Source organism: Frigoribacterium sp. R86507, from assembly GCF_044597695.1.
In the GTDB taxonomy this organism is placed as follows: domain Bacteria; phylum Actinomycetota; class Actinomycetes; order Actinomycetales; family Microbacteriaceae; genus Frigoribacterium.
Genome location: NZ_CP139002.1, coordinates 1340331 through 1366686, shown reverse-complemented (window position 1 = coordinate 1366686; position 26356 = coordinate 1340331). Strand labels below are relative to the sequence as shown.

The following is a 26356-nucleotide window of genomic DNA, read 5'->3' as shown; positions in this document are numbered from 1 at the left end:
GCCTGTACCCCGGCTCCCTACTGCTGGAGGACGACACGTCCTCACATCTTAGGAAGGCAAAGTGCCCCTGACCAGGGAAATCACGAATCAGACGGAGCCTCGTCCCCCACCTGGGGGACAACGAGAGCCGCCGGGCCCTCCTTAAGGAGGACAGCGAACTGCTCTGCGTCGATGATCCGTACCCCGAGCTGTTCGGCCTTCGTCAACTTCGAGCCGGCCCCCGGTCCGGCCGCGACGAAGTCGGTCTTCTTGCTCACGCTGCTGGCGGCCTTGCCACCCGCCTCGACGATGGCCTCGAGTGCGCCCTCGCGGGTGAAGCCCTCGAGGCTTCCGGTCGCCACGACGGTCACCCCGCTGAGCACGCCCCCTGCTGCCTCGGCCGCACCCGGGCCGGGGTGACCGGGAGTCGTGAACTGCACGCCCGCGGCCGTCCACCGATCGATGATCTCGGCGTGCCAGTCGACGTCGAACCAGGCCAGCAACGCGTCGGCGATGATGCCGCCCACGCCGTCGACGGCCGCGAGCTCGTCGCGTGAAGCCGCCCGGATGGCGTCGAGCGAGCCGAAGTGGTTCGCGAGCGCGCGAGCAGCTACCGGCCCGACGTGCCGGATGCTGAGGCCGACGAGGATGCGCCACAGGGGGCTCGTCTTCGCCTTCTCGAGGTTGGCGAGCATCTCGATCGCCGTCTTGGACGGCACCGAGGTCTCGTCGCCCGCGAACTCGGCCGCGGTGGGGTCGTACGCGCCGTCGCGCTTGGCGCGCTTGCGACGGAACGGGGTGACGAGTTTCGGCTGCCCGTCGGCCTCGAGCTTCTGCATGCCGGTCTCGGCGTCGCGCACGACGACCCGGACGGGGAAGATGTCGGCCATCGTCAGGCTGAACAGGCCGGCCTCGGTCCGGAGCGGCGGCGTGGCCGGCTCGACGGGCTGCGTGAGCGCGGCGGCGGCGACCTCACCGAGGCCCTCGACGTCGAGCGAGCCACGGGAGGCGATGTGCTCGACGCGCCCGCGCACCTGCGCCGGGCAGCTCTCGGCGTTGGGGCAGCGCAGGTCGATGTCGCCCTCTTTCGCGGGCTTGAGCGGGGTGCCGCACTCGGGGCAGTCGACGGGCATGACGAACTCGCGTTCGGTGCCGTCGCGCAGCTCGATGACGGGGCCGAGAACCTCGGGGATGACGTCACCCGCCTTCCGCAGCACGACGGTGTCACCGATCAGCACGCCCTTGGCCTTGACCACCTGCTGGTTGTGCAGGGTCGCCTGACGGACCTCGCTGCCGGCGACCTCGACCTTCTCCATGACGGCGAACGGCGTGGCACGACCCGTGCGTCCGACGCTGACGACGATGTCGAGCAGCGTCGTGTTGACCTCTTCGGGCTGGTACTTGAACGCCGTCGCCCACCGTGGCGCTCGACTCGTGGCCCCGAGCTCTTCGTGCAGGGCGAGGTCGTCGACCTTGACGACGATGCCGTCGATCTGGTGCTCGACCGACGATCGCCGCACCCCGTAGTCGTGGATGAACGCCTCGACCTCGTCGACCGTGTCGAAGACGCGGTAGTGGGTCGAGATGGGCAGACCCCACCCGCCCAGCAGGTCGTAGACCTCGGATTGCGACCGCACGTCGGTCGCGCGCTCGAGTTCGCGCACCGGCCAGGCACCGATGCCGTGCACGAGCATGCGCAGGCGACGCAGGCGCGCGTGCATCAACTCGCGCTTCTCGGGGCTCTTGCCCTCTTCTTTCTGACGCAGCGAGCCGGCGGCGGCGTTGCGGGGGTTCGCGAAGACGCGTTCGCCGGCCTCGCGCTGCTGCGCGTTGAGTTCGTCGAACTCGCTGACCGGGAAGAAGATCTCGCCTCGCACCTCGACGAGCGGCGGGTGGCCGATGCCCTCGAGGCGCTCGGGGATCGTGCCCATCGCGAGCACGTTGCCGGTCACGTCCTCGCCGACGACGCCGTCGCCGCGCGTGGCGGCGGTGACGAGCACCCCGTCCTCGTAGCGCAGGTTGATCGCCAGGCCGTCGATCTTCAGCTCGGTGAGGAACCGCACGCGCTCGGCGCCGGCGTCACGCTGCACCTTGCCGGCCCACTCGGCCAGCTCGTCGTCGCTGAACACGTTGTCGAGGCTGAGCATGCGCTCGGCGTGCTCGACCGGGGCGAACTGCGTGGTCTCGGCCCGGCCGCCGACCGTCTGTGTGGGGCTGTCGGGCTTCTGCAGCTCGGGGTGCGCTCGCTCGAGGGCGTCGAGGCGTCGCACGAGGCCGTCGTAGTCGGCGTCGGCGACGGTCGAGCCGTTGCCCTCGTAGTACTGGTCACGCAGCTCGAGGATGCGGGTCGTCAGCCGTTCCGCCTCGTCTCGCGCCCGGGACAGGTCGTCGGGGACGCCGTCGGTCTCGACCGCGGACCCGGAGGCGGAATCGGTGCCGGTCTCGCTCATCGTCGGCCGTCTCAGGCGATGGCGGCTGCGGGGACCGGCACGGCACTGACCGTGCGGTCGATGGTGCACTGTCCGAGGACGCGGGTGCCGACGTAGACGACGGCGGTCTGCCCGGGGGCCACGCCGTTGAGGGGTTCGCGAGGTGTGATCACGAGTTCTTTCTTACCCTCGACCTCCGACACCCGCGCGACGGCGGGAACCGGATCGGCGTGGGCACGGATCTGCACGTCGCACTCGAAGGCGACCGTCGGGTCGACCGGGGCGAGCCCGGCCCACGTGTACGAGCCACCGGCGATCTCGGCGATGTCGAGCGCCTCCTTCGGACCGACGACGACCGTGTTGTCGACGGGCCGCACCTCGAGCACGAAGCGCGGCTTGCCGTCGTCCGAGGGGAACCCGATGTTGAGGCCCTTCCGCTGGCCGACCGTGAACGCGTGCGCCCCTTCGTGCGAGCCGACCACGGCACCGCTGCGGTCGAGGATCTCGCCCGTCTCGGCACCGACGCGTTCGGCGAGCCACCCGCGGGTGTCGCCGTCGGGGATGAAGCAGATGTCGTGGCTGTCGGGCTTCGACGCGACGCTGAAGCCGCGCTCGGCCGCCTCGGCCCGCACCTCGGCCTTCGAGGGCGTCGCCCCGAGCGGGAACATCGAGTGCGCGAGCTGCTCGGTGGTGAGCACGCCCAGGACGTACGACTGGTCCTTCGCCCAGGCGGAGGCGCGGTGCAGCTCGCGGTTGCCCTGGTCGTCGGTGAGGATGGTCGCGTAGTGCCCCGTGCAGACCGCGTCGAAGCCGAGCGCGAGAGCCTTCTCGAGCAGGGCGGCGAACTTGATGCGCTCGTTGCAGCGCATGCAGGGGTTGGGCGTGCGGCCCGCGGTGTACTCCGCCACGAAGTCGTCGACGACGTCGAGCTTGAAGCGTTCGGAGAAGTCCCACACGTAGTACGGGATGCCGATCTTGTTGGCGGCGCGCTGGGCGTCCATCGAGTCCTCGATTGTGCAGCAGCCGCGGCTGCCCGTCCGGAGCGTGCCCGGCATGCGGCTCAGCGCCAGGTGCACCCCCACCACGTCGTGGCCGGCCTCGACCGCCCTCGCCGCGGCGACCGCCGAGTCGACTCCACCACTCATCGCTGCCAAGACCTTCATCCGACAAGTGTACGCAGCAGGCCTAGGGTGGCGGACGACATGTCTTCCTCCTCCCCCGCCTTCAGCATGCGGTCGGTGGCCCTCGCGGCGTTCCTGCCCGCGGCGCTCTTCGCCATCGGCGAGGGGGCCATCATCCCGATCATCCCCGTCGTGGCGAGCGAGCTCGGTGCCTCGCTCCCCTTCGCCGCCTTCGTCGCCGCGCTCATCCTCGTGGGCGAGCTGATCGGTGACATCCCGAGCGGATGGCTGGTCAGCCGCATCGGCGAGCGCACCGCGATGATCGGGGCGTCGCTCGTCAGCATCGGCGGGCTCGTCACCTGCCTGACGGCGCCGAACGAGATCGTCCTCGCCGTCGGCGTGCTGGTCATCGGCCTCGCGACCGCGGTCTTCGCCCTCGCTCGTCACGCCTTCATGACGAGTTTCGTGCCCGTCGAGATCCGCGCCCGGGCGCTGTCGAGCCTCGGCGGCGTCTTCCGGCTCGGCTACTTCGTCGGCCCGTTCCTGTCGGCCGGGGTCATCGAACTGACCGGGTCCGTCCAGTCGGCGTTCGTCGTGCACATCGTCGGCTGCCTCGGTGCGGCCATCGCGCTGCTCGTGCTGCGTGACCCGTCGGCGGCCTTCGGCGTCCGGCCGGGCCGCGGCACGGAGGACGGCGCCGACCTCGTCGCGAGGGAGGCCCAGGGGCTCTTCGGCACCCTCTGGCGTCACCGCGGCGTGCTGGTGAAACTCGGCAGCGGGGCGGCCCTGATCGGGGCCATGCGCTCGGGCCGCCAGGTCATGCTGCCCCTCTGGGCCGTCAGCATCGGTCTCGGGGCGTCCGAGACCGCGATCATCATCGGCATCGCCGGCGCCGTGGACTTCGCGTTGTTCTACACGAGCGGCCAGATCATGGACCGCTTCGGGCGCCTGTGGAGCGCCGTCCCCTGCATGGTCGGCCTCGGTCTCTCGTACCTCGCTCTGTCGGTCACGCACGACCTCGACGCGAAGGTCGGCTGGTTCGTCACCGTCGCCGTCCTGATGTCCCTGGCAAACGGCGTCGGCAGCGGCATCCTCATGACGCTCGGAGCCGACCTGGCCGACAAGGGCGATCCCGCGCCCTTCCTCGGCGCCTGGCGTTTCACCGGGGACGCCGGCAGCGCGGCCGCTCCGCTCCTCATCTCCGGGGTGACCGCCGTCGTGTCGATCTCGCTCGCCAGCGGGGTGATGGGCGTGCTCGGTCTCGTGGGTGCGGCGATCCTCGTACGCTACGTGCCCCGGTATTCACCGCACGTGCCCCGCTCGAAGCGCTAGCGCCTCCTCGTCCGCCGTTCCGGCCGGGGGCCGTCGTCGGTACACTCGGTCTGCCGCGGGAGTGGTGGAATTGGCAGACACGCAGGATTTAGGTTCCTGTGCTTTCGAGCGTGAGGGTTCAAGTCCCTTCTCCCGCACGACCCATCTGAGGCCCCGGGCACGCCGGCGACCACGACCGGAGAACACCCGATGCTGCCCCTCGTCTCCATCCCCTGGCTCAACCCCGAGTACCTGCTCACGTCCTTCGGCCCGTGGGCCGTGCTCGGCGTCTGCCTGCTGGTCTTCGCCGAGACGGGTCTGCTCGTCGGCTTCCTGTTCCCGGGCGACACGTTGCTGATCATCACCGGCATCCTCGCCGCGACCAACCCCGGGGCCCTCGGCCTGCCGATCTGGCTCATCGCGATCTTCATCAGCATCGCCGCGTTCGCCGGTGGCGAGCTCGGCTACCTGATCGGCCACAAGGTCGGCCCCCGCATCTTCGAGCGGAAGGAGAGCGGGCTGTTCAGCGTCGCCAACGTCAACCGCACGAACGCCTTCTTCGAGCGGTTCGGCCCGATGGCCGTCATCATCGCCCGGTTCGTCCCGGTGATCCGGACCTTCGCGCCGATCATGGCCGGCGTCGGCCACATGAGCTACCGGCGTTACTCGCTGTTCAACGCCATCGGTGCGGTCGTCTGGGGCATGGGCATCACGCTGGCGGGCTTCGGCATCGGGCACATCCCGCCCGTCGCGGACTTCGTCAGCTCGTACATCGACCTGATCCTGCTCGGGGCCGTGCTGGCCACGGTGATCCCGATCGCGATCCACTACTTCCACGGGGTGCACCAGGCCAAGAAGGCCGAGGCCTCGGGCGAGGTCGAGACGCCGCACGTCTCGTCCGCGCCGCACGACGCCTGAGCACCGCGGGCACGCGGGCACCCGCCGGTCGGACGACCCCGAGGAGGCGCGCGCGGCTCAGTTCGCCAGCGCGGCCACCCGGGGTGCGATCGCCCGGAACGCCCGGGAGCGGTGGCTCACCGCGTTCTTCTCGTCCGCGGTGAGCTCGGCCGCGCTGCGGCTCTCGCCCCCGGGGCGGAACACGGGGTCGTAACCGTGCCCGTTCGAACCGACCCGCGCCTCCAGTACCTCGCCGTGCCATTCGCCGTACTCGACGTGCTCGACCCACTCGCTCGCCTCGGGCGGCCCGTCGGGGCCCTCGGCGCCGACGGGCGGCGGCACGACGAGGGCGGCGGCGCACGAGAACCACGCCGAGCGGTCGTCGGCACCGTCGAGCTCGGTCAGCAGCTTGTCGATGTTGTCGTCCGCGTCGCGGGTGCCGGCGTAGCGCGCCGAATGGATGCCCGGAGCACCGCCGAGGGCCGCCGCCGAGATGCCGCTGTCGTCGGCGAGCGCGGGCAGGCCGGTGTGACGTGCTGCCGCACGCGCCTTGATCAGGGCGTTTGCCGCGAAGGTGTCACCGTCCTCGACCGGCTCGGGGCCGTCGTAGGCGACCAGCTCGACGCCCGGCGCCGTCTCGGCGAGCAGCAGCCGCAACTCGGCCACCTTGCCCTGGTTGTGCGTGGCGATGACGACACGGGTCATCGGCCGAGGGCCTCGCGCTGGAAGCGACTCAGGTCGACGGCACCGGCGACGGCGAGGTCGAGCAGGGAGTCGAGTTCGCGGCGGTCGAACGGCGCGCCCTCGGCCGTGCCCTGGACCTCGACGAACGACCCGCTGCCCGTGACGACGACGTTCATGTCGGTCTCGGCCCGGACGTCTTCGACGTAGGCGAGGTCGAGCATGGGCTCGCCGTCGATGATGCCGACCGAGACGGCCGAGACGCTGTCGGTCAGCGGCGTGGCCTTCTGCCCGACGAACTTCTTCTCGCGACCCCACTCGATCGCCTGGGCGAGGGCGACGTAGGCGCCCGTGATCGCGGCGGTGCGGGTGCCGCCGTCGGCCTGCAGGACGTCGCAGTCGAGCACGATGGTGTTCTCGCCGAGGGCCTTGGTGTCGACCACTGCCCGGAGGCTGCGGCCGATCAGGCGCGAGATCTCGTGCGTGCGTCCGCCGATCTTGCCCTTGACGCTCTCGCGGTCGTTGCGCGAGTTGGTGGCCCGGGGCAGCATCGCGTACTCGGCGGTGACCCAGCCCTTGCCCTTGCCGGTCAGCCAGCGGGGCACGCCGTTCGTGAAGGACGCGGTGCACAGCACCTTCGTGCCGCCGAACGTGATGAGGGCGCTTCCCTCGGCGTGGGCGCTCCAGCCGGTCTCGATGGTGACGGGTCGCAGGTCGGTGGTGCTGCGCCCGTCGGCGCGGACGGTCGTGCTCGTGGTGTCGGTCATGGTGCCTTCTCTCGGCGGTGGTGGACGGATGGCGATCGAGGTCGTCGACCCCGGGGGACGCAGGAGGCGCGGGTCAGGTCCGTTCGACGGGGCGCAGGCCCGTGGGCAACTCGATCGCCCCCGTCTCGAGGTGGCCGACGCGCGAGACCTCGGGCCCCAGGAACCGTCGGGCCAGGCGCAGGAACGCCTTCTCGTCGGGCCCGGTGGCTTCGAATTCGTGGTGTGGCTCGCCGCGGTCGGTGCGCTCGAGCCCGTGCTGGACGAGGGTGCGGTAGACGTCGGCCGCGGTCTCTTCCGCGCTGGACACGAGCCGGACGTCGGGGCCCACGACGTACTGCACGGCGGCCGACATGAGGGGGTAGTGGGTGCAGCCCAGGACGAGGGTGTCGATGCCGGCGTCGCGCAGCGGGGCGAGGTAGCCCTCGGCGACGGCCCGCAGCTCGGGGCTCGACGTGTCGCCCGCCTCGACGAACTCCACGAAGCGCGGGCAGGCCTGCGTGGACAACTCGAGGCCCGCGGCGGCCGCGAAGGCGTCCTCGTAGGCCCGCGAGTTGATCGTGCCCTCGGTGCCGATGACGCCGATGCGGCCGTTGCGCGTCTGCTGCACGGCCGCGCGCACGGCCGGCTGGATCACCTCGACCACGGGGATGCCCGCGCCGATCGTGTACCGCTCACGGGCGTCGCGCAGCACGGCGGACGACGCGGTGTTGCAGGCGATGACCAGCAGCTTGACACCCTGGGCGACGAGGTCGTCCATGACGGCGAGGGCGTACTCGCGCACCTGGGCGATCGGCTTCGGTCCGTACGGTGAGTGGGCCGTGTCGCCGACGTACCGGATCGACTCGTGGGGCAGCTGGTCGATGATCGCCCGCGACACCGTCAGGCCGCCGACGCCGCTGTCGAAGACTCCGATGGGTGCGTCCGTCACGACCACGAAGCCTACCCGTCGCGAGCCGCGACCCCCGGGATGACCGGGCCAGCCTAGGCTGGCGAGGTGACCAGCGCACTGTTGACCGACCGGTACGAGCTCACCATGGTGGAGGCCGCCCTCAAGGCGGGCACGGCCCACCGCGACAGCGTCTTCGAGGTGTTCGCCCGACGGCTGCCCGAGGGGCGGCGGTACGGCATCGTCGCGGGCACCGGTCGATTCCTCGAGCTCCTGGCCGACTTCCGGTTCGGCGACGACGAGGTGGCCTGGCTGCGCGAGGCGGGGGTCGTGGACGGCACGACGGCCGACTGGCTGGCCGACTACCGGTTCTCGGGCGACATCTGGGGCTACGCCGAGGGCGAGGTCTACCTGCCGGGGTCGCCGCTGCTGGTCATCGAGTCGACGTTCGCCGAGGCCGTGCTGCTCGAGACCCTGGCGCTGAGCGTGTTCAACTACGACTCGGCCGTGGCCAGCGCGGCGGCGCGCATGGTCTCGGCCGCCGACGGACGCCCTCTCGCCGAGATGGGCTCACGCCGCACGGGCGAACGCAGCGCCGTGGCCGCGGCCCGGGCCGCCTACATCGCGGGCTTCGGCGCCACGAGCAACCTCGAGGCCGGCCGGTCGTGGGGCGTTCCGACGATGGGAACCGCGGCCCACGCGTTCACGCTGTTGCACGACACCGAAGAGGACGCCTTCCGCGCCCAGGTCGACACCCTGGGGCCGGGCACCACCCTGCTCGTCGACACCTACGACATCCCCGAGGCCGTGGCCACTGCCGTCCGGGTGGCCGGGCCGGGTCTCGGAGCGGTGCGCATCGACAGCGGCGACCTGCCGTCGCTGGTGGGGCAGGTCCGCACCCAGCTCGACGCGCTCGGCGCGACGGGGGCGAAGATCACCGTCACGAACGACCTCGACGAGTACACGATCGCCGCCCTGCGCGCGGCCCCGGTCGACTCCTTCGGCGTGGGCACGTCCGTCGTCTCGGGCTCGGGCCACCCGGCCGCCGGCATGGTCTTCAAACTGGTCGCCCGTCGCGGGGACGACGGCGACTGGGTCTCGGTGGCGAAGAAGTCGGCCGACAAGGCCTCGGTCGGTGGACGGAAGTCCCCCGTGCGCGTGATCGTCGACGGGGTCGCCACCCGCGAGCTCATCCGCATCGGATCGTCGGAGGTTGCGGCCGGGGAGCGCTCGCTGCACGTGCCGCTCGTGTCGGCGGGAGAGATCGACACCCGTCATACGGGAGCCGAGGGCGTGGCCCGCGCGCGCCTCCACCGGGCCGCGGCCGTGGCCGAACTGCCCGACCAGGCGCTACGGCTGGGCCGTGGCGAGCCGGTCGTGCCGACCGTCTACGCCTGACCCGGGGCCGACGTCATTCGGACGTCATCTTCTCGTAGATCTCTTTGCAGGTCGGGCACACCGGGAACTTCTCGGGATCGCGACCCGGCGTCCACTTCTTGCCACAGAGCGCCTTGACCGGCTTGCCGCTGAGCGCGGACTCCATGATCTTGTCCTTCTTCACGTAGTGAGAGAAACGCTCGTGGTCGCCCGGGTCGATCGCCTCGTCGTTCAGGAGCTTTTCGAGCTCGCGGTCCATGACGTCGAGGCCGCCGCCTGTCTGCGTGTCAGTCATGCAGACATCGTACGTCGACCTCGACTCAGCTGCGGAGGGCGAACGCCAACAGCTCGGGCGCCCGCCGCGAGAAGACCCGAGCACCGAGGGCCACACCCGCGACCAGCACGACGAGTCCGACACCGACACCGAGGACCAGCGACCACGTACCACCCGCCGGGTAACCCGTGATCAGGCCGCGACCGGCGAACCAGAGCGCGGGTGCCGTCGCGAGGACGGCTCCGCCGATCATGACGGTCTGCGCCCACGCCGCGGTGGCGCCGTTCGACTGCGGCTGCTGGAACGGGTCGTCGTGCGGGCGGACCGTGGCGTAGGGCATGAGTGCCGACACCAGGCTCGACAGACCGAGGCCGCTCAGCAGGAAGCCGGCGCTCACCCCCAGCTCGGACGGCAGGGCCTGCCAGTCGCCGAACAGCCAGGTCGCGACGACCGAGCCCAGCACGACGAGCGGGACACCGATCAGCAGAGGAGGCGCGAGTCGCCCCACGCGGTCCGCCAGACCCCGCGTGTCGGACGCCACGTGCATCCAGAGCGCCGTGCTGTCGTAGGCCACGTCGTTGTGCGGCAGGAATCCCAGGATGAGGCACATGATCGGCACCGGCACGAGGGCCAGCCAGTTCCAGCTGACGCCCGCGATGCCGAGGGGGACGACGAGCAGCGGCAGGAACGGGATGATGACGAGCGACATGCGGTAGCGGGCGTCGCGCATCCAGTAGGTGAGACTGCGGCCGGCGACGGCCCCGGTCGGCGAGGCCCGGACGTACTCGAACCAGCCGAGGCCGTCGCCGTCGTCGACCTCTTCGGGTTCTGGTCGATCGACGAACGCGCGAGCGACGAGTGCCCGCCAGGCGAGCCACAAGGCCACGAGCGTGACGGCGGCGATGGCGACGTCGGCCACGACGCGACCGGTCTGGCCCGCGGCGACGTGACCGGGGAGCGCGAGCGCGGCCCCGAACGGCGTCCAGGCGAGGGCGTCCGCGATGACTCCGGTGCCCGAGCGGCCGGGCAGTGAGAGGCGGACGAGATCGACGATCACCGGCACGGCCAGCAGGGCGACGAGCACGGCACCGACGAGCGCGAGCTCGCGACCGCGACGGGACGTCAGGACGACGCTGTTCAGCGTCGAGGCCACGAGGGCCAGCAACAGCGCGGTGACGCCGGCGAGGAGTGCGCCGACGACGGCCACGGCCGCGACGCCGGTGCCCTCGCCCCAGGCACGGACGTACCCGGTCGAGAGGACGAGCAGGGCCAGTGTGGGCAGGCCGATCACGGCACCGAGCGCCAGGCCGACCGCTGCCCGTCCCTCGGGCACGCCGAGGACGGCGAGACGGCGGGGGTCGCTCCAGGCGGGACGGACGGACGCGAAGGGGACCACGGCGAAGCCGACCAGCAGCAGGGCGCCCCCGCCGACCGCGAGGGCGCGGACGTCGTCGAGGGGCGCGGCGCGCAGGCCGCTCACGAGGCTCGCGACCGCGATGGTGACGATCAGGACGGCGAGCACGGAAGCCACGGCGACGGTCAGGCGACGTGGCCCGAAGCGGACCGTGTTGCCGATCGTCTGGAGCCTCAGTCGGAGAAGTTCTGCAACCATTCCATGCCCTCCGTGACCGCGCGCCCGCCGGCGAGCTCGACGAACCGCTGCTCGAGGGAGCGTCCGGCCCGGACCTCGTCGACCGTGCCGCTCGCGAGGACGTGACCGTCGACGATCACCGCGACGCTGTCGCAGATCCGCTCGACGAGGTCCATGCTGTGGCTCGAGAGCAGCACCGTCCCGCCCCCGGCCACGTAGCGCTGCAGGACGTCCGTCACGGTGGCGGCCGACACGGGGTCGACCGACTCGAACGGCTCGTCGAGCACGAGGACCCGCGGCGAGTGGATGATCGCGGCGGCCAGGGCGATCTTCTTCGTCATGCCCACGGAGTAGTCGCTGACGAGACGGCCGAGCGCGTCGTGCAGGCCGAACGCGGTGGCGAGGTCGGAGGAGCGCTTGCGTGCCGTGACGCCGTCGAGCCCGCGCAGGGTCGCGGAGTAGTAGAGGAGCTGCGCACCGGTCAGCCGGTCGAAGAGTCGCAGGCGGTCCGGGAGGACACCGAGCGACCGCTTCGCCGCGGCCGGGTCGCGCCAGACGTCGGCCCCGAGGACGGTCACCGTGCCGGCGTCGGGTCGCAGGAGACCGGTCACGATCGACAGGGTGGTCGTCTTGCCGGCCCCGTTCGGACCGACGATGCCGTAGAACGATCCGGCTCGGACCTCGAGGTCGACGTTCTCGACCGCGACCGTGCCGCCGTAGCGCTTCATGATCCCCGAGATCGCGAGCACGACGGGGGCCTCGGCGTCGACCGCGCGGGCCGGTCGCACGGCGCCCTCGTCGGCGGGGGCCCGTTCGGTCTCGACGGCAACGCCGTCGGCCTCGGCCTCGGAGAGGTCGACGGCGGTCTCGTCGGGCGCGGTCGTGGCGTCCTCGGCCGGGGCGGTCGACGGTGCGTCACCGGCGAGCGCGTCGTCGAGGGCGACGGCCGATTCCTCTTCGGCGGTCAGGGCGTCACCGAAGTAGTCGTCGGCGGAGACGGGCACGACGACGGTGCCGTCCGTCGTGACGCCCGCGTCGGCGAGTTCGGCGACGACCTCTTCCTCTGCGGCCCTCGCCGCCGCCTCGGCCCGGGCGCGCGCGTTCGCGGCGCGGGTCGCTGCCGCCTTCTTGGCCGCCGCCGACCGGTCGGCGGCGGTGCGCTGCGAGGGCTTGCGAGGCGAGGCGGGCTTGCGGGGCGCCGAGGGCTTGCGAGCCGTCGCGGCCTTCGTCACCGGCACGCGGGGCGTCGTGGCCTCGGTCGTCGCGGCCGTCCCCTCGGCCACGTCCCCCGCGGTCGTCGCGTCGTCGTCCACTGTTTTCTCCCCCTGGTCGGACGCGCCCACCGCTCCGACCGTGTCGTCACCCGGCGTCGAGTCGGGGGCGATGTCACCCACTTCGTCCTCGCGCCGTCCAGCCATCGCCCCACCGTACCAAGGCCACGACGCCGACCCGACGACGGGAGGCGTATATCACGAAAGGGACACGCTTCGGGTCCGCTCCCTGGCTGCCCCTGGCCTCATCGGGTAGTCTGCAACAGCACGACGACGTGTCCAGATCGATGCTCCGCGGTGAACACCGCTCGAACACGAGGCGAATCGCACCCAGAGACGGGTCCGGTCCGCACCGCCGGGGCCACCGCAGAGCCCGTCCCGCACGGGCTCGCCCCTTGTGAGGAGACCAGCGTGAGCAAGAACGAGACGAACCACCGCCAGCAGATCGTCATCCTGGCCGCCGGGCTCGGCAGCCGCCTCGGCCGCTCGCTGCCCAAGGCACTGACCGAGCTCAACGACGGCCGCACCATCATGCAGCAGCAGTTCGACAACATCCGTGACGCCTTCGGGCCCGACGCCCGGGTGACCGTCGTCGTCGGCTACAAGTTCGAGCACATCGTCGAGGCGTTCCCGTCCGCCTCGTTCGTCTACAACGAGATGTACGACCAGACCAACACGTCGAAGAGCCTTCTCCGCGCCCTGCGGGCCAGCGCCTCCGGCGGCGTCCTGTGGATGAACGGCGACGTCGTCTTCGACCCCACGGCCCTCACCCGTGCGGCTCGCCTCGTCCGCGACGACCAGTCGTTCGTCACCGTCAACACCTCCAAGGTGTCCGACGAAGAGGTCAAGTACACGACCGACGCCGAGGGCTACATCGCCGAGCTGTCGAAGCAGGTCAAGGGCGGACTGGGCGAGGCCGTGGGCATCAACTACGTGTCGAAGGCCGACAAGGCGACTCTCGTGCACCAGCTCTCGAAGGTCGACAACCAGGACTACTTCGAGCGTGGCATCGAACTGGCCATCGGCCAGGACGGGCTACGCTTTGAGCCCGTGGACATCTCCGACCTCTACGCCGTCGAGGTCGACTTCGCCGAAGACCTCGAGCGCGCGAACCTGTTCGTCTGAACCGGGCCGTCTCCCGACGGCTGCGTGCCCCTGCGTGATGTCCTGAACGAGAAGGGCGTCCGTGAGCACTGACCTGGCCGAACGGCCCCGTCGCAGCGGCTTCGCGCGGTACCGCCAGACACTCTGGCTGCTGACGAGTCGTGACCTCAAGGTCCGGTACTCCACGTCGAAGCTCGGCTACTTTTGGTCGATCCTCGACCCGCTCGTGATGTCGGGGATCTACTTCTTCGTCTTCTCGGTCGTCTTCAAACGCTCGGTCGGCGACGAGCCGTACATCGTCTTCCTCCTGTCCGGACTCCTGCCCTGGATGTGGTTCAACGGCGCGGTCTCCGACAGCACCCGGGCGTTCATCCGCGAGGCGAAGCTCGTCCGGTCGACCAAGATCCCCCGGACGATCTGGGTGTTCCGACTCGTGGGTTCCAAGGGCATCGAATTCGCCCTGAGCCTGCCCGTCCTGGCCTTGTTCGCCGCCGTGGGAGGGGCGCAACTGCACTGGCAGGTGGTGTTCTTCCCCCTGGCCATGGTCATGCAGACCGTACTCGTCGCCGGGGTGGGACTCATCGTCGCGCCACTCGTCGTGTTCTTCCGCGACCTCGAGCGCGCCACGAAGCTCGCCCTGCGGTTCGCCTTCTACGCTTCGCCCATCATCTACGGCACCCAGGACCTGCCCGAGGGCCTCCACCTGCTGGCCGCGTTCAACCCACTGAGCGGAATCTTCGGCCTCTACCGGTCGGCGTTCTTCCCGGAGCAGTTCGACCTGACCGAGGTGCTCGTCGGCGGGGCCGTGTGCGTCGTGGTCCTGGTCGTCGGGCTGCTCGTCTTCCGAGCGAGCGAGCGTGCCGTGCTGAAGGAGATCTGATGTCCACCACCGGACAGCGCCCCGTGATCCGCGTCGACGGCGTCGGCATCCGCTTCCGCCGCAACCGGCGCGGGCGGCGATCGTTCAAGGACCTCTTCGCCGACAGCAGCAGGCGGTCGCGTCCGGGCGAGTTCTGGGCCCTCCGCGACGTCAGCTTCGAGGTCCAGCCGGGCGAGGCCATCGGCGTCGTGGGACGCAACGGCCAGGGCAAGTCGACGTTGCTCAAGCTCGTGGCCGAAGTGATTCTGCCCGACACGGGCACCGTCGAGGTGTCGGGCGGCGTCGCGCCCCTCATCGAGATCACCGGTGGCTTCGTCGCCGACCTGACGGTGCGGGAGAACGTCTACCTGACCGCCGGCCTGCACGGCATGACCCGCCCCGAGATCGACCAGCGCTTCGACGAGATCATCGACTTCGCCGAGATCGGCGACTTCGTCGACACCCCCTACAAACACCTCTCGAGCGGCATGAAGGTCCGCATCGCGTTCGCCGTCATCTCACGGCTCGAGGAGCCCGTCGTCCTGGTCGACGAGGTGCTCGCCGTGGGCGACAAGGCCTTCCGCGAGAAGTGCTACGCCCGGATCGGCGAGATGCTGGCCGACGGTCGCACGCTCTTCCTCGTGTCGCACAACGAACGCGACCTCAAGCGGTTCTGCCGACGGGGCCTCTACCTCGACAAGGGCGCCCTGGTGTTCGACGGCCCACTCGACGACGCCCTGGCCCGGTACGCCTCCGATCACCCTCCCCGCCCCTCGGCGTAGTGTCGACGCGTGCCCGAACGCAGTCAGCCCCACGACCCCGATCACGCCGCCTCGACGACGGACGCGCAGCTCGCCGCCCGCGACGCCGCGAACTCGACCGAGTACCACTACCAGACGTCGGCGCCCGACCGGTCGGACGACGCCGCCTGGGTGCGCCGCCTCGACAAGCTGCTGGCCGTCCAGCGCCCGGTCGTCGTCAAGCACGTCGCCACGCTGCGTCGCCGTCACAAGAAGGCGACGCCGCAGAAGCTGATCACCATCCTCGAGCGCGAATACCTCGCTGCGGTCACGACCGGCGGGGCCGCCGTCGGGGCCAGCGCGGTGATCCCGGGTGTCGGCTGGGGCGTGTCGTTGGCGCTCTCGGGCGTCGAGACCGCCGGATTCCTCGAGGCGAGCGCCCTCTTCGCCCAGTCCGTGACCGAGGTCCACGGCATCGCCGTCTCGGACCCCGACCGCGCCCGGGCCCTGGTCATGGCGATGCTGCTCGGCGGTCCCGGTGCCAGCCTCGTCCGGCAGTTCGCCGGCGAGGCCATGGGCACCGCTCCGGCCCGGACGGCGTTCTGGGGTGAGCTGGTCACCTCCAAGCTGCCGAAGGCGGCCATGAGCGGCCTGACCGACACGATCCGCAAACAGTTCATCCGACGGTTCGCCGCCTCGCAGGGAGCCTCCGTCCTCGGCCGGGCCCTCCCGTTCGGCATCGGGGCCGTCGTGGGAGGAACGGGCAACCACCTGCTCGGACGCAAGGTCGTCACGACGGCCCGCACGGCGTTCGGTGCGGCGCCGGCCGAGTTCCCGGTCGACCTGTCCCTCTGAGCGGCCGTCTCGTGACGTCCGTCCCGTCGGCGGGTGTGGCTCGGCACGTCCTCCTCGACGGGTCCTCCCCAGGCGGCCGCCGTCCACAGGGATGCGAAACGACCCTCGGCGGTCGCTCCTAGGGTCGACGACATGACGTCGACGACCCTCGCCTACACCGTCCCCTTCACCCTCGACCGCTTCCGCGCACCCCGCGTCTACCGGCTGGTCAACGACTCCCCCGAGACCGTGACCGGCATCCGGGTCACCCTCGTGGGCACGGGGCTGCTCGTCCCCGTCGCGACCACCCGGCTCGATCCCGGCGATTCCGTCGACCTCTGCGTGCTGGGTGTCGAACTGACCCGCAGCGCGATCGCCGTCGTGCGGTGGTTCCGGCCCGACGGAGACGAGTACCTGTGGCGGTTCAGCTTCTGACCCCCGGGGTCGACGAGCCCTACCGGGTGAGGGCCCGCATCAGCTGCTGAGACGAGCCCGTCTCTCGGCGACGTAGTCCGCGGCCGTGAAGGCCTCGAGGACGGGCGGCAGGTGATCGACTCCGAGACCGGTGACCAGGACGGCCGGGTCGACCCCCAGCACCACGGCGAGCCGGACGATCGTGTGCAGGACGGGATTGCCGATACCGCGCTCGATCTTTCCGTAGTTCGACACGTTCATGCCCGCGAGGTGCGCCACCTCGTCCTGGCTCAGTCCGAGCCGCAGGCGCTCGTCGCGGATGCGTTCTCCGAAGAGGCGGGCGGCGTCGGACGTCGGCTCAGGCATGCCTCATGGATACGCTGCTCAGCGTCTGAGATCCAGAGTCCACATCACCGAGACATGAATGCCTCAGCGTCGAGACACTCACCTGAGCCCCGGTCTCGGCGTCAGAGGTCGGATGTCTCCGCGTCGCCGGCCTCCTGGTCGGCGTCCTCGGCCGCACCGGTCGAGCGTGGTTCGTCGAACGAGGGACGGCGTGCGGCGTAGTCGTCGCGCAGCCGCACGAGATCCGCCACCGCGTTCTCGAACCGATGCGTGGCCGCCCCGGGCGACGTGTCGCCGAAGTGACGACGCACCCAGTGCTCGAGACGGCCCTGCGCCTCGGGATCGTCGACGACCCGGTCGACGAGAGAGACGATGTCGCCCGCGCCGTCGGCCGTCAACCACTCGGCGTCGCCGAGGTAGCCCGACTCGTCGACGTCGGCCTCGACGGCCACCGGACGGGTCACGACGAGGGGTCGGCCCGTCGCGAGGCGGTCGTAGACCATCGCCGAGATGTCGGTCACCGCGACGTCGGCCGCGGCCAGTTGCCAGCCGAGTTCGGGCCCCTCGTCGTGGATGTGGTGGGCGCCGGGATCACGCGTGTTGGCCTCGGCCAGCGCCCGGATGATCCCCTCATGGGCTCGCCGGTACTCGGGGTCGAGCACGCCGCTGCGCGGGTGTGCCCGGTAGACGACCCGGTGACGCCCCGAAGCCAGCAGCGCCCGGACGAGGGCGAGGCCGTGCGTGACGATCGACCCGTAGGCGGCCGCAGGACGGTCGCCCTCCCAGGTAGGGGCGTACAGCACGACCAGACGGTCGTCGTCGGGGTAGGGCACCTCGCCCGAGAAGTGGTCGGCTTGGGGCCGACCGATGGGCACGGCGCGCTTGTCGAGGTCGTAATCCCAGAGCTTGGCGGCCAGGCGGTCCTTCGCGGCGTCACCCGCGACGAAGGCGTAGTCGTACGCCTTGAACTGGTTCGTCGTCATGTACATCTTGTCGCTCTCGCCGTGGTTGACAAAGACGTGCCACATGCGGCCGTACCGCATCATCTGGAAGTTCTTGGCGTTCTGGTTGACGTACAGCGTCATGGCCAGGGGCTGAGCGGCGACGAAGTCCTCGAGGTCGGCCACCTTGCGGGCGTAGACGAGGGGCACCGGGCTCTCGTCGAGCATCGTGACCATCGTGCCCGGCGAGCGGACGACGATCGCCACGGGGAAGGTCTCGGCCAGGCGGGCGAGAGGGGCGTACCACTGCCGGATCTGGTACATGTTCACGGTCGTGTCGGCGAAGTACACGGCGACGCGGACCGTGCCCGGAGCGGGCGTCGCCGCGGCCCGTGGGTCGCGCTCGAGCCGGCGTCGACTGCTGCGCGAACGGACGGCGCGGCGGGCGAGGCTCCAGGCGAGCCCCAGGTCTCGGGTCAACGGCACATGCCCTCCTCGGGTCGGTCCGCCACCCCGATCGGCGCCGGACCCCGGAAAGCCTAGAGGACCGGAGGTCGACCGGCCCTGGACATGCGGAGGACCGTTACCCAACCGATGGACCGTCGACCGCCCGGCGCCTCTCGCCACCCCTCCGCCCAGCCCGCGAACCACGGCCGCAGGCGTCGCGGGGTCCGTGCCCACCGCAGCAGCTGGACCGCCGTCCACGACGCCACGTAGACGGGGACGAGCGGCCAGGGGAGGTTGCGCTTGGCCAACCAGACCCGGTTGCGGGCGTTCAGCCGGTAGTACTCGGCGTGGCGCGCCGGGTCGATGGCCGGATGGTTCGCCACGAGCGAGCCCTCGTACCAGGTGCGCCTGCCCTGGGCCCAGACCCGCCACGCCAGCTCGATGCCCTCGTGCGCGTAGAAGTACGGCTCGCCCCAGCCGGCACAGGCGTCGAAGACGTCGCGGGGCAGCAGGGTCGCCCCCTCCCAGACCGAGAAGACGTCGCTCGACCGGCGGGGGTCGCCCTTGCGCAGGCGAGGCGTCCACCGGCGCGGGTTGACGGCACCGTCGGGGTCCACGACCCGTGGCTGCAGGAGCCCGATCTCGGGTCGGGCCCGCAACAACGCGACGGCGTCGGCCAGGAACCGGTCGGAGGGCAGGCTCGCATCGTCGTCGAGGAAGAAGATCCAGTCGCCCGAGACGAGTTCGGCCCCCCGGTTGCGACCGGCGGGGATGCCCACGTTCTCGGCGAGCTCGAGCAGGCGGACCCCGGTCGGCACCTCGACCTCCGCGGTCGCGGCGTCGCGTCCGTTGACCACGCAGACGACGTCCAGGTCGACGTCGCGCTGGGCCGACAGCGAGGCCAGCCCCCGACGCAGGTCGCCAGGGCGTCGCCCCTGGGTCAGGCTCACGACTCCGACCCGGGGCAGGACCTCGCTCAGGAGCGCACCCGCTTCGACGCCATGATCGCGACGAAGTGGCCGACCAGCGCCAGCACCGACAGCGGGAGCAAGGCGACGAGGAGGACGCGGTCGGCGGTCACGCCTCCGACGACGAGGCCGACGAGCGCGGCCAGGAAGACGAGCATGGTCAGCTCGACGGAGTGGTACAGGCGGTGGAACGGCACGAACCGCGCGGCGCTGCGCAGTCGGGACAGGAGGCGCCCGCTCGGCTGCGTCGCGCCTCCTCGTTTGTCTTCGAGCCGATCGAGGCCCGCGTTCGCACGGGCGACGTGGACCATGTCGTTGAGGGCCTTGTTCAGCACGATCACGAGGGCCAGGGCGAAGCCCGCGGTCGTCCAGAGGAAGTCGCCCGGCGTCTCGAACGGGAACCCGGCGGCACGGACGCCCAACACGATCGGGATGAGGGCCTCGGTCGAGTAGTGGCCGACCTTGTCGAGGAAGACCCCGGCCGGCGAACTGGTGCCCCGCCAGCGGGCGACCTCGCCGTCACAGCAGTCGACGAGCATCTGCAGTTGGCCCAGCACGAGGGCGAGCAACGCACCGGTGATGCCCGGCACGAGCAGCGAGAGGGCGGTGCACCAGCCGACGAGGATCATCAGCCCCGTCACGCCGTTCGCCGAGACGCTCGTCTTGAGCAGCCACCAGGTCAGGTAGGGCGACACGTCGCGCAGGTACAACGAGGCCGTCCAGTGCTCGGCGTTCGCACGACTGCGCACCTCGGGAGGCTGGGCGACGCGTCGCAACTCGGCGATCGAACTCGGTCTGGTGGGCAGCGCGGTCATCGGCGGCTACCTTCCGGTCTGGGCGGTGATGTTCTTCGTGAGGTCGAGGAAGCCGAGCACGAAGCCGACGCCCCACCCGAAGTGGATGGAAGGCAAGACTACGAGAAACCAGAGGCGGGTGCGGAGGTCGTCGCCGCGGGCGGCGAGCACGGCAGCCGCGAGGACGAAGACGACGTACACGCCGGGCACGACGAGGGCGAGCGTGGCCCACCCGAGCGGGCTGCCGAGCGCGAGCCCGACCACGCCGACCAGTCCGACCACCAGACCGAGGGCCACCCCGAGCACCATGACGGGCGGCACCAGGTACCGCAAGGTGTTCGCCTTCGGGAACCGCCGGGCCAGTTCGCCCCGCCACAGCCCGGTGGCGACGAACTGTCGGGCCAACTTGCGCAGGCTCGGGCGAGGTCGGTAGGTGACCACGAGCCGCGGGGTGAACCAGACCGTTCCGCCCGTGGCCCGGAGCCGCCGGTTGAGCTCCCAGTCCTGACCGCGCTTGACGCCCTCGTCGAAGAGCCCGACCTCGAGCAGTCGGTGTCGCAGGAAGACGCCCAGGTAAGCGGTGTCGGTCGGGCCTTCGGCGCCGCCGACGTGGTGGGGTGTGCCCCCGAGGCCTACCCTGCTGCCGTAGGCCCGGGCCACGGCCTTCTCGAAGGGGGTGCGCCCGACGGCGGCCATGATGCCGCCCACGTTGTCGGCTCCGCTGCGCTCGAGGGTCTCGACCGCGATGCGCGTGTAGTCGCTCGGCAGCACGGAGTGAGCGTCGACGCGCACCGTGATCGGGTGGACCGACGCTCGGATGGCCACGTTGAGGCCGGCCGGCGTCGAGCCGACGGGGTTGGGGATGCTGCGGACCCGGGGGTCGGCCGCCGCCATCTCGGCCACGACCTCGTTCGTGCGGTCGACGCTCGGGCCGAGGGCCAGGATCACCTCGAACGGGCCCTCGTAGTCCTGGACGAGTAGGCTCTCGACCGCCGCCCGAATCTCACGTTCTTCGTTGAGGACGGGCATGACGTACGAGACACCGGGTCGGGTGGCGTCGCCTGCTTGCATGGATCGCGTTCCTCGGGCTCGTGAGCGCCGGGGAGGCGCGGGTCGGGACTGCGGACGGCCGCAGGGATCGTGGCGAGCTTAGCAACACGCGAACGGGGGCCGAGACGCCGTGGCGTCCCGACCCCCGCCGCACCGACCGGGGCGGACCGTCAGCTGGTCAAGGTGTCGAGGGTGACCTTCGTCGTGTCGGTCGTCCCGTCCCGGACGTAGGTCAGGTCGGCCGTCGCGCCACCGGCGAGGAACCTGACCTGCGCCGTGAGGTCGGTCCGGTCGCTGATCGGCACGCCGTTGAACTCCGTCACGACGTCGCCCTGCCGCAGGCCGGCGTTCTGTGCCGCGCCACCGGGGCTGAGCTGGACGATGAGGGCACCGACCCGGGTGGCCGCCGCGTCGCTCGTGGCGTCGTTCACGCTGGCACCGAGGAGGCCGTGGCTGGCCTTGCCGTTCGCCATGATCTCTTTGGCGACCCGCTGCACGAGGTTCGACGGCACCGAGAACCCGACGCCGATGCTGCCGGACGACTCCCCCGAACTGGCGATGGCGACGTTGAGGCCGATCAGCTCGCCCTGCGAGTTGAGCAGCGCACCACCGGAGTTGCCCGGGTTGATCGACGCGTCGGTCTGGATGACCGGCAGCGAGATGACCGAGCTGGCCTGGTTCTGCGTGGAGCCGTCACCGTTGTTGAACGAGAAGGGCCCCTGGCCGTTGTTGTCGTTCTGCTGGCCCTCGTCGCTGCCGTCCGTCGGCGCCGCCGAGGACTGCACGGTGATGCTGCGGTTGAGGGTCGAGACGATGCCGTCGGTCACCGTGTTCGACAGACCGAGCGGTGCTCCGATGGCCACGGCCGTGTCACCGACGTTCAGCTTCGACGAGTCGGCGAAGTCGATCGGGGTGAGCCCCGTCGCGTCGACCTTCAGCACGGCGAGGTCGACCGTGGGGTCGAGCCCCACGACCTCGGCCGGCAGGATGCTGCCGTCGCTGAGCGTGACGTTCACGGTGCCCGACGCGCTGGCCCCGTCCAGGGTGACGACGTGCGTGTTCGTGACGATGTACCCGTCGTCGCTCAGGATGACGCCCGAGCCGGTGCCACCGGACTCGCCCGCCGTCACGTTGATCGTGACGACCGACTTCGTCGCCTTCGCCGCGACCGCCGTGACGACCGTCGCGTCGTCGTAGTCGTTCACCGTCAGGTCGCGGGACTCACCGGTCGCCGAGACCCCGGCCCCCGAGTCGCGGGAGAGCACCGCGGCGACGCCACCGCCCGCCGCGCCGCCCACGAGGACGCCGACCAGGAGGGCCGCGGCGACGGAGCCCACGCCACGTCGGCTCTTCTTCGGCTTCTGCGGGGGCGCCTGCCAACCCGCCGCCGCGTACGAGTTCGTCGTGTCGTAGGCGAACGCCGACGGATCGGAGGCCTGCTGCTGGTAGGGGTCGCCCTGCTGGTACGCCCCGGGCTGCTGGTAGGGGTCACCCTGCTGGTACGACCCTGACTGCGGGTAGGGACCCGGCTGCTGATGCGAACCGGGCTGCTGGTGAGATCCGGCCGGCTGGTACGAAGCAGGCTGCTGGTAGGAACCGGGCTGCTGGTACGAGCCGGACTGCTGGTACGACGGCGGTTGCTGGTACGAGCCGGGGTGGGGCTGAGTCCGGTCGTGCGCCTGGTCGTGCCGCGCCTCGTCGGCCCCGGACTCGAAGGAGCCGGCCTGCGGGGTGCTGCCGGGCAGTGGCGGAGCACCGTAGGTGACGCCCTGGTCGGCCGGGTACGGCGTCGTGGGCTGGGCGCCGTCGTGCGCGCTCCGGTCGTCGCCCGGGACGCCCTGCGAACCGTCGGCGGTGCCCTCGGGCGTGCGCGGGGCGCCGTCGTCGGTGTCGTCGTGGCGGGGGGTGTCGGTCATGGTGCTCCTTCCAAGCCCTGACAGCCTGGTCGCCCAAGCTGGGCGGATCATACGGCGAGCCTGTGAGCGGACTGCACCCAGCTTATGCGGCGGCTGGACACGACCACCCCGGCACCCGTCCCGCGGAGATACGGTGACGGGATCATGACTCCTCCAGCACCCTGGCAGCGCGCGGCGAACGGCGCGATGCTCCTCGACGGCGCGGGCCGACTCGCCCCCACGATCTTCGCCGAGATGTCGGCCCTCGCCACGGCGACCGACAGCATCAACCTCGGGCAGGGCTTCCCGGACGAGGACGGCCCGGACGAGGTCCTCGAGGCGGCGCACGAGGCCCTGCGCTCCGGCCTCAACCAGTACCCGCCGGGCCGGGGCATGCCCGTCCTCCTCGAGGCGGTGGCCGCCCACCAGCGACGGTTCTACGGTCTCGACGTCGACCCGCAGCGCGAGGTGCTCGTGACCGCGGGGGCGACCGAGGCGCTGGCGGCGACGATCCTGGCGTTCGTCGACCGGGGTGACGAGGTGGTCACGCTCGAACCGTTCTACGACGCGTACGGGGCCGTCATCGGGCTCTCGGGCGGCGTCCACGTCACCGTGCCGCTCCGAGGTCCGGACTCGACGGTCGACGCGGACGAACTGCGCCGGGCCTTCGGACCGCGCACCCGGCTCGTCGTGCTGAACGATCCGCACAACCCCACGGGCAGCGTCCTCGACGACGCGACCAGGCGCCTCCTGCTCGAACTCGCCGTCGAGCACGACGCACTCGTCGTCACCGACGAGGTCTACGAGCACCTGCTCTTCGACGGTGCGGTCCACGTGCCGTTCGCCACCCTGCCCGGCGCGGCGGCTCGGACGATCAGCATCTCGTCCGGGGGAAAGACCTTCAACACGACGGGGTGGAAGATCGGCTGGCTGACCGGTCCGGCGGAGCTCGTCGACCGCATCGTCGCCGTCAAGCAGTACCTGACCTTCGTGAACGGTTCGGTCTTCCAGCCCGCGATCGCCGTCGGGCTCGGACTCCCCGACGCCTACTTCGAGGGGATCGCGCGCACACTGGCCCACAAACGCGACGTCCTGTCCGACGGGCTGCGTCGTGCAGGGTTCGCCGTGCGCGCCAGCCACGGCTCGTACTTCGTGGTCGCCGATGCCGCCCCCCTGGGCTTCGACGACGCGGCCGACCTGTGTCGGCGGCTCCCCGAGCTCGCCGGTGTCGTCGGGCTGCCGATCAGCGCCTTCTGCCACCCGGAGCTCGCCGCCGAGCAGTCGTCCCTCGTCCGGTTCGCCTTCTGCAAGCGCATCGAGGTGCTCGAGCAGGCCTCGGCCCAGCTGGCGTCACTCTCGGTCTGAGCCCTTCCCATAGGGCGGACCGCCGCCGTCACGGCGCGGGACCACGTCGTACCGGCGAAGGGCCAGGGACGGGTTCGTCCGGCGCACGGCCGCGATCCGGTCGGCCGAGACCCTGCCCAGCGCCATGACGTCGACCTCGTCGCCGACCGAGGCGAGGGCCACACCCGTCGGGTCGACGATCGTGCTGCAGCCGACGCCGACGGGCGGTGCGTGGTCCGCCGCGGCGACGTACACGGTGTTCTCGAGGGCCCTGGCCGTCAGCAGGGTCGTCCAGTGGTGCTGCTTGAGCGGTCCGCGCACCCACTCGGCCGGCATCAACACGACGTCGACCCCGGCGTCGACGAGCGTCCGCGTGACCTCGGGGAACCTCAGGTCGTAACAGGTCTGCAGGCCGAAGACGAGCCCGCCGACCTCGAAGGTCGCGGCGACCGCCAAGGGGCCCGGCACGATCCACCGGGACTCCTGCCCACCGAACGCGTCGTAGAGGTGCTGCTTCGAGTACGTGGCGACGACGCCCCGACCGGGCGCCACGGCCACGAGCAGGTTCTCGAACCGCGCCGGATCGGGCGACACGGCGACCAGGCCCGCGACGAGCGCGACGCCGAGCCGATCCGCCAGTGCGGTCAGGTGGCGCACGAACGGCCCGTCCGTGGGTTCCGCGGCCTCGAGGTACGACGGCCCCAGTTCGGCCGAGAAGTACGACGAGTACTCGGGGAAGACGACCACCTGTGCGCCCCGTCGGGCCGCTTCCTCGGCGAGGTCGGTGATCGTCCGCAGGTTGCGCGCCGGGTCGTCACCGGGGGCGGTCTGCACCACCGCGACGACGACGTCGGGCGTGCCGCCGGTGCCGCCGGTGCCGCCGGTGCTCATCGTGCCCACCGCCCGGCCGCCAGCGCGGCCGCCTCGCCCAGCCAGAAGGAGGCGCGGGTCGTCGACTCGAGGACGTCGCCCGCCAGCTGCGTGGTCGACACGACGTCGGCGAAACCGTCGTCGGGGGCTTCGACGGAACCGGCCACGAGGACGATCGGGACTCCGGCCGCGTCGGCCATCCGCCGCACGAGCGACACGGTCTTCCCGGCGGCGGTCTGACCGTCGAACCGCCCTTCTCCGGTGACGACCACGTCACCGTGGGCCAGGGCTTCCGCGAGTCGGACGGCCTCGGCGACGGCGACGGCCCCGGGCTGCAGACGGGCACCCCAGGCGAGCAGACCGAAGCCCGTCCCGCCTGCGGCCCCGGCACCGGGGGTCGCTGGATCGACGTCGACGAGGCTCGCGAAGCGTTCGAGACCCCGTTCGAGCGCGAGGACGTCGTCGGCCGAGGCACCCTTCTGCGGCCCGAACACGGCAGCGGCACCGTCGGGGCCGAGCAGGGGGCTGTCGACGTCGACCAGCAGGACGACACCGTCGGGCGGGAGGGCGATCAGACCATAGAGATCGACCCGGGCAGCCGTGGTGAGCCCGTGGTTGCCGGGGCCGACGGGCTCCCCCAGAGAATCGACGATCCGGGCGCCGAGGGCCGTCAGAGCACCCGCTCCCCCGTCCGTCGACCCGCTGCCCCCGAGGCCGACGAGCAGCCGCACGGCGCCGGCGCCGACGGCCGCGCGGATGACGTCACCCAGACCGCGGGTGGTCGCGTCGTGCGGCGCGGGTGAGGTCAGGAGGCCGAGCCCGCAGGACGAGGCGAGTTCGACGACGGCCGTGCCGTCGGGAAGCGCCAGCCAGGGGGCGTCGACGGGACGGCCGTCGGGGCCCTCCACGACGACCTCGTGGCGGATGCTTCCGGGGACGGCCCGCTCGAACGCGTCCAGGGTGCCTTCTCCGCCGTCGGCGAGAGGCAGCGCGACGATCTCGTCCTCGGGCCGTGACCGGGACCACCCTGCGGCGAGCGCGGCCGCAGCCTCGGACGCATCCAGGCTGCCCTTGAACGAATCGGGGGCGAGGACCACCCGGAGTCTCGACATGCCTCAACCTTGGCATGATCGGCCGCGACGGCACAGAGCCCCGAGAGCCCGACGA

25 protein-coding genes and 1 tRNA gene are annotated in these 26356 nt (G+C 71.2%); 10 read left to right on the top strand and 16 right to left on the bottom strand.

The features are described from left to right. Positions 1–80: 80 nt before the first annotated feature. Complete coding sequence (ligA, locus tag SJY14_RS06525) at positions 81–2429, bottom strand: NAD-dependent DNA ligase LigA (protein ID WP_396600116.1); 2349 nt, start codon at positions 2427–2429, stop codon at positions 81–83. 11 nt (positions 2430–2440) lie between these two features. Continuing rightward, positions 2441–3571, bottom strand: a complete 1131-nt coding sequence (mnmA, locus tag SJY14_RS06520; RefSeq protein ID WP_396600115.1) for a tRNA 2-thiouridine(34) synthase MnmA — start codon at positions 3569–3571, stop codon at positions 2441–2443. A gap of 39 nt (positions 3572–3610) precedes the next feature. On the opposite strand from mnmA, the gene SJY14_RS06515 reads away from it, so the two are divergent. The 3 genes from SJY14_RS06515 (at position 3611) to SJY14_RS06505 (ending at position 5758) form a co-directional block, all read left to right on the top strand. Further along, positions 3611–4861, top strand: a complete 1251-nt coding sequence (locus SJY14_RS06515) for an MFS transporter (protein WP_071256730.1) — start codon at positions 3611–3613, stop codon at positions 4859–4861. Positions 4862–4916: 55 nt separating this feature from the next. Then, a tRNA-Leu gene (locus tag SJY14_RS06510) sits at positions 4917–4998 on the top strand. 52 nt (positions 4999–5050) lie between these two features. After that, positions 5051–5758: a DedA family protein gene (locus SJY14_RS06505; protein WP_055973961.1), complete on the top strand. Its 708-nt coding sequence runs from the start codon at positions 5051–5053 to the stop codon at positions 5756–5758. A gap of 57 nt (positions 5759–5815) precedes the next feature. Here SJY14_RS06505 and SJY14_RS06500 read toward each other — a convergent pair whose 3' ends face one another. From SJY14_RS06500 to murI, 3 genes are all read right to left on the bottom strand, one after another. Further along, positions 5816–6442 carry a non-canonical purine NTP pyrophosphatase gene (locus SJY14_RS06500; RefSeq protein ID WP_396600114.1) on the bottom strand — a complete coding sequence of 209 codons (627 nt, stop codon included), beginning with the start codon at positions 6440–6442 and terminating at the stop codon, positions 5816–5818. After that, on the bottom strand, positions 6439–7185 hold the full coding sequence (gene rph, locus SJY14_RS06495) for a ribonuclease PH (protein ID WP_043595412.1): 747 nt from the start codon (positions 7183–7185) through the stop codon (positions 6439–6441). The genes SJY14_RS06500 and rph overlap by 4 nt, the downstream gene beginning before the upstream one ends. A 73-nt stretch (positions 7186–7258) precedes the next feature. Next, positions 7259–8113: a glutamate racemase gene (gene murI / locus SJY14_RS06490; RefSeq protein ID WP_071256867.1), complete on the bottom strand. Its 855-nt coding sequence runs from the start codon at positions 8111–8113 to the stop codon at positions 7259–7261. Positions 8114–8218: 105 nt separating this feature from the next. Between murI and SJY14_RS06485 the strand changes: the two genes are divergently transcribed. After that, positions 8219–9469, top strand: coding sequence for a nicotinate phosphoribosyltransferase (locus tag SJY14_RS06485; RefSeq protein WP_396600257.1), 1251 nt, complete (start codon positions 8219–8221; stop codon positions 9467–9469). Positions 9470–9482: 13 nt separating this feature from the next. Here SJY14_RS06485 and SJY14_RS06480 read toward each other — a convergent pair whose 3' ends face one another. From SJY14_RS06480 to SJY14_RS06470, 3 genes are read right to left on the bottom strand one after another with little or no spacing between them, the layout of a single operon-like run. Then, entirely contained in the window at positions 9483–9743 is a 261-nt protein-coding gene (locus SJY14_RS06480) for a DUF3039 domain-containing protein (RefSeq protein ID WP_043595414.1), read from the bottom strand. A 25-nt stretch (positions 9744–9768) separates the two neighbouring features. Continuing rightward, positions 9769–11334 carry a hypothetical protein gene (locus tag SJY14_RS06475; protein ID WP_071256732.1) on the bottom strand — a complete coding sequence of 522 codons (1566 nt, stop codon included), beginning with the start codon at positions 11332–11334 and terminating at the stop codon, positions 9769–9771. Continuing rightward, on the bottom strand, positions 11310–12731 hold the full coding sequence (locus SJY14_RS06470) for an ABC transporter ATP-binding protein (RefSeq protein ID WP_396600113.1): 1422 nt from the start codon (positions 12729–12731) through the stop codon (positions 11310–11312). The genes SJY14_RS06475 and SJY14_RS06470 overlap by 25 nt, the downstream gene beginning before the upstream one ends. 264 nt (positions 12732–12995) lie before the next feature. Here SJY14_RS06470 and SJY14_RS06465 point away from each other — a divergent pair, with 264 nt between their 5' ends. The 5 genes from SJY14_RS06465 (at position 12996) to SJY14_RS06445 (ending at position 16556) form a co-directional block, all read left to right on the top strand. Continuing rightward, positions 12996–13709: an NTP transferase domain-containing protein gene (locus SJY14_RS06465; protein ID WP_071256733.1), complete on the top strand. Its 714-nt coding sequence runs from the start codon at positions 12996–12998 to the stop codon at positions 13707–13709. A gap of 61 nt (positions 13710–13770) precedes the next feature. Further along, complete coding sequence (locus SJY14_RS06460) at positions 13771–14568, top strand: ABC transporter permease (RefSeq protein WP_177174821.1); 798 nt, start codon at positions 13771–13773, stop codon at positions 14566–14568. Further along, entirely contained in the window at positions 14568–15329 is a 762-nt protein-coding gene (locus SJY14_RS06455) for an ABC transporter ATP-binding protein (protein WP_054145303.1), read from the top strand. The genes SJY14_RS06460 and SJY14_RS06455 overlap by 1 nt, the downstream gene beginning before the upstream one ends. Positions 15330–15338: 9 nt before the next feature. After that, positions 15339–16142 (top strand): hypothetical protein, encoded by an 804-nt coding sequence (locus tag SJY14_RS06450; RefSeq protein WP_396600112.1) that lies wholly within the window; start codon positions 15339–15341, stop codon positions 16140–16142. 132 nt (positions 16143–16274) lie between these two features. Continuing rightward, positions 16275–16556: a PilZ domain-containing protein gene (locus SJY14_RS06445; protein WP_071256734.1), complete on the top strand. Its 282-nt coding sequence runs from the start codon at positions 16275–16277 to the stop codon at positions 16554–16556. A gap of 39 nt (positions 16557–16595) precedes the next feature. Here SJY14_RS06445 and SJY14_RS06440 read toward each other — a convergent pair whose 3' ends face one another. The 6 genes from SJY14_RS06440 to SJY14_RS06415 form a co-directional block, all read right to left on the bottom strand. Further along, complete coding sequence (locus SJY14_RS06440) at positions 16596–16901, bottom strand: helix-turn-helix domain-containing protein (protein WP_071256735.1); 306 nt, start codon at positions 16899–16901, stop codon at positions 16596–16598. Between the two features lie 101 nt (positions 16902–17002). Next, on the bottom strand, positions 17003–18307 hold the full coding sequence (locus tag SJY14_RS06435) for a CDP-glycerol glycerophosphotransferase family protein (RefSeq protein WP_396600111.1): 1305 nt from the start codon (positions 18305–18307) through the stop codon (positions 17003–17005). Positions 18308–18360: 53 nt separating this feature from the next. Then, positions 18361–19248, bottom strand: a complete 888-nt coding sequence (locus SJY14_RS06430) for a glycosyltransferase family 2 protein (protein WP_071256737.1) — start codon at positions 19246–19248, stop codon at positions 18361–18363. Next, positions 19245–20051 carry a CDP-alcohol phosphatidyltransferase family protein gene (locus SJY14_RS06425; protein ID WP_071256738.1) on the bottom strand — a complete coding sequence of 269 codons (807 nt, stop codon included), beginning with the start codon at positions 20049–20051 and terminating at the stop codon, positions 19245–19247. Before SJY14_RS06425 ends, SJY14_RS06430 begins: the two co-directional genes overlap by 4 nt. A gap of 6 nt (positions 20052–20057) precedes the next feature. Next, complete coding sequence (locus SJY14_RS06420) at positions 20058–21101, bottom strand: glycosyltransferase family 2 protein (protein WP_396600110.1); 1044 nt, start codon at positions 21099–21101, stop codon at positions 20058–20060. Between the two features lie 149 nt (positions 21102–21250). Beyond that, the gene (locus tag SJY14_RS06415) at positions 21251–22996 is read right to left on the bottom strand and encodes a trypsin-like peptidase domain-containing protein (RefSeq protein ID WP_396600109.1); all 1746 of its coding nucleotides are present in this window, start codon (positions 22994–22996) and stop codon (positions 21251–21253) included. A gap of 144 nt (positions 22997–23140) precedes the next feature. Here SJY14_RS06415 and SJY14_RS06410 point away from each other — a divergent pair, with 144 nt between their 5' ends. Further along, positions 23141–24340 carry an aminotransferase class I/II-fold pyridoxal phosphate-dependent enzyme gene (locus tag SJY14_RS06410; protein WP_396600108.1) on the top strand — a complete coding sequence of 400 codons (1200 nt, stop codon included), beginning with the start codon at positions 23141–23143 and terminating at the stop codon, positions 24338–24340. Here the strand turns inward: SJY14_RS06410 and SJY14_RS06405 are convergent. Then, on the bottom strand, positions 24326–25210 hold the full coding sequence (locus SJY14_RS06405) for a carbon-nitrogen hydrolase family protein (RefSeq protein ID WP_396600107.1): 885 nt from the start codon (positions 25208–25210) through the stop codon (positions 24326–24328). The genes SJY14_RS06410 and SJY14_RS06405 overlap by 15 nt on opposite strands. Then, positions 25207–26301 carry a glycerate kinase gene (locus tag SJY14_RS06400; protein WP_396600106.1) on the bottom strand — a complete coding sequence of 365 codons (1095 nt, stop codon included), beginning with the start codon at positions 26299–26301 and terminating at the stop codon, positions 25207–25209. The genes SJY14_RS06405 and SJY14_RS06400 overlap by 4 nt, the downstream gene beginning before the upstream one ends. Between the last annotated feature and the right edge of the window lie 55 nt (positions 26302–26356).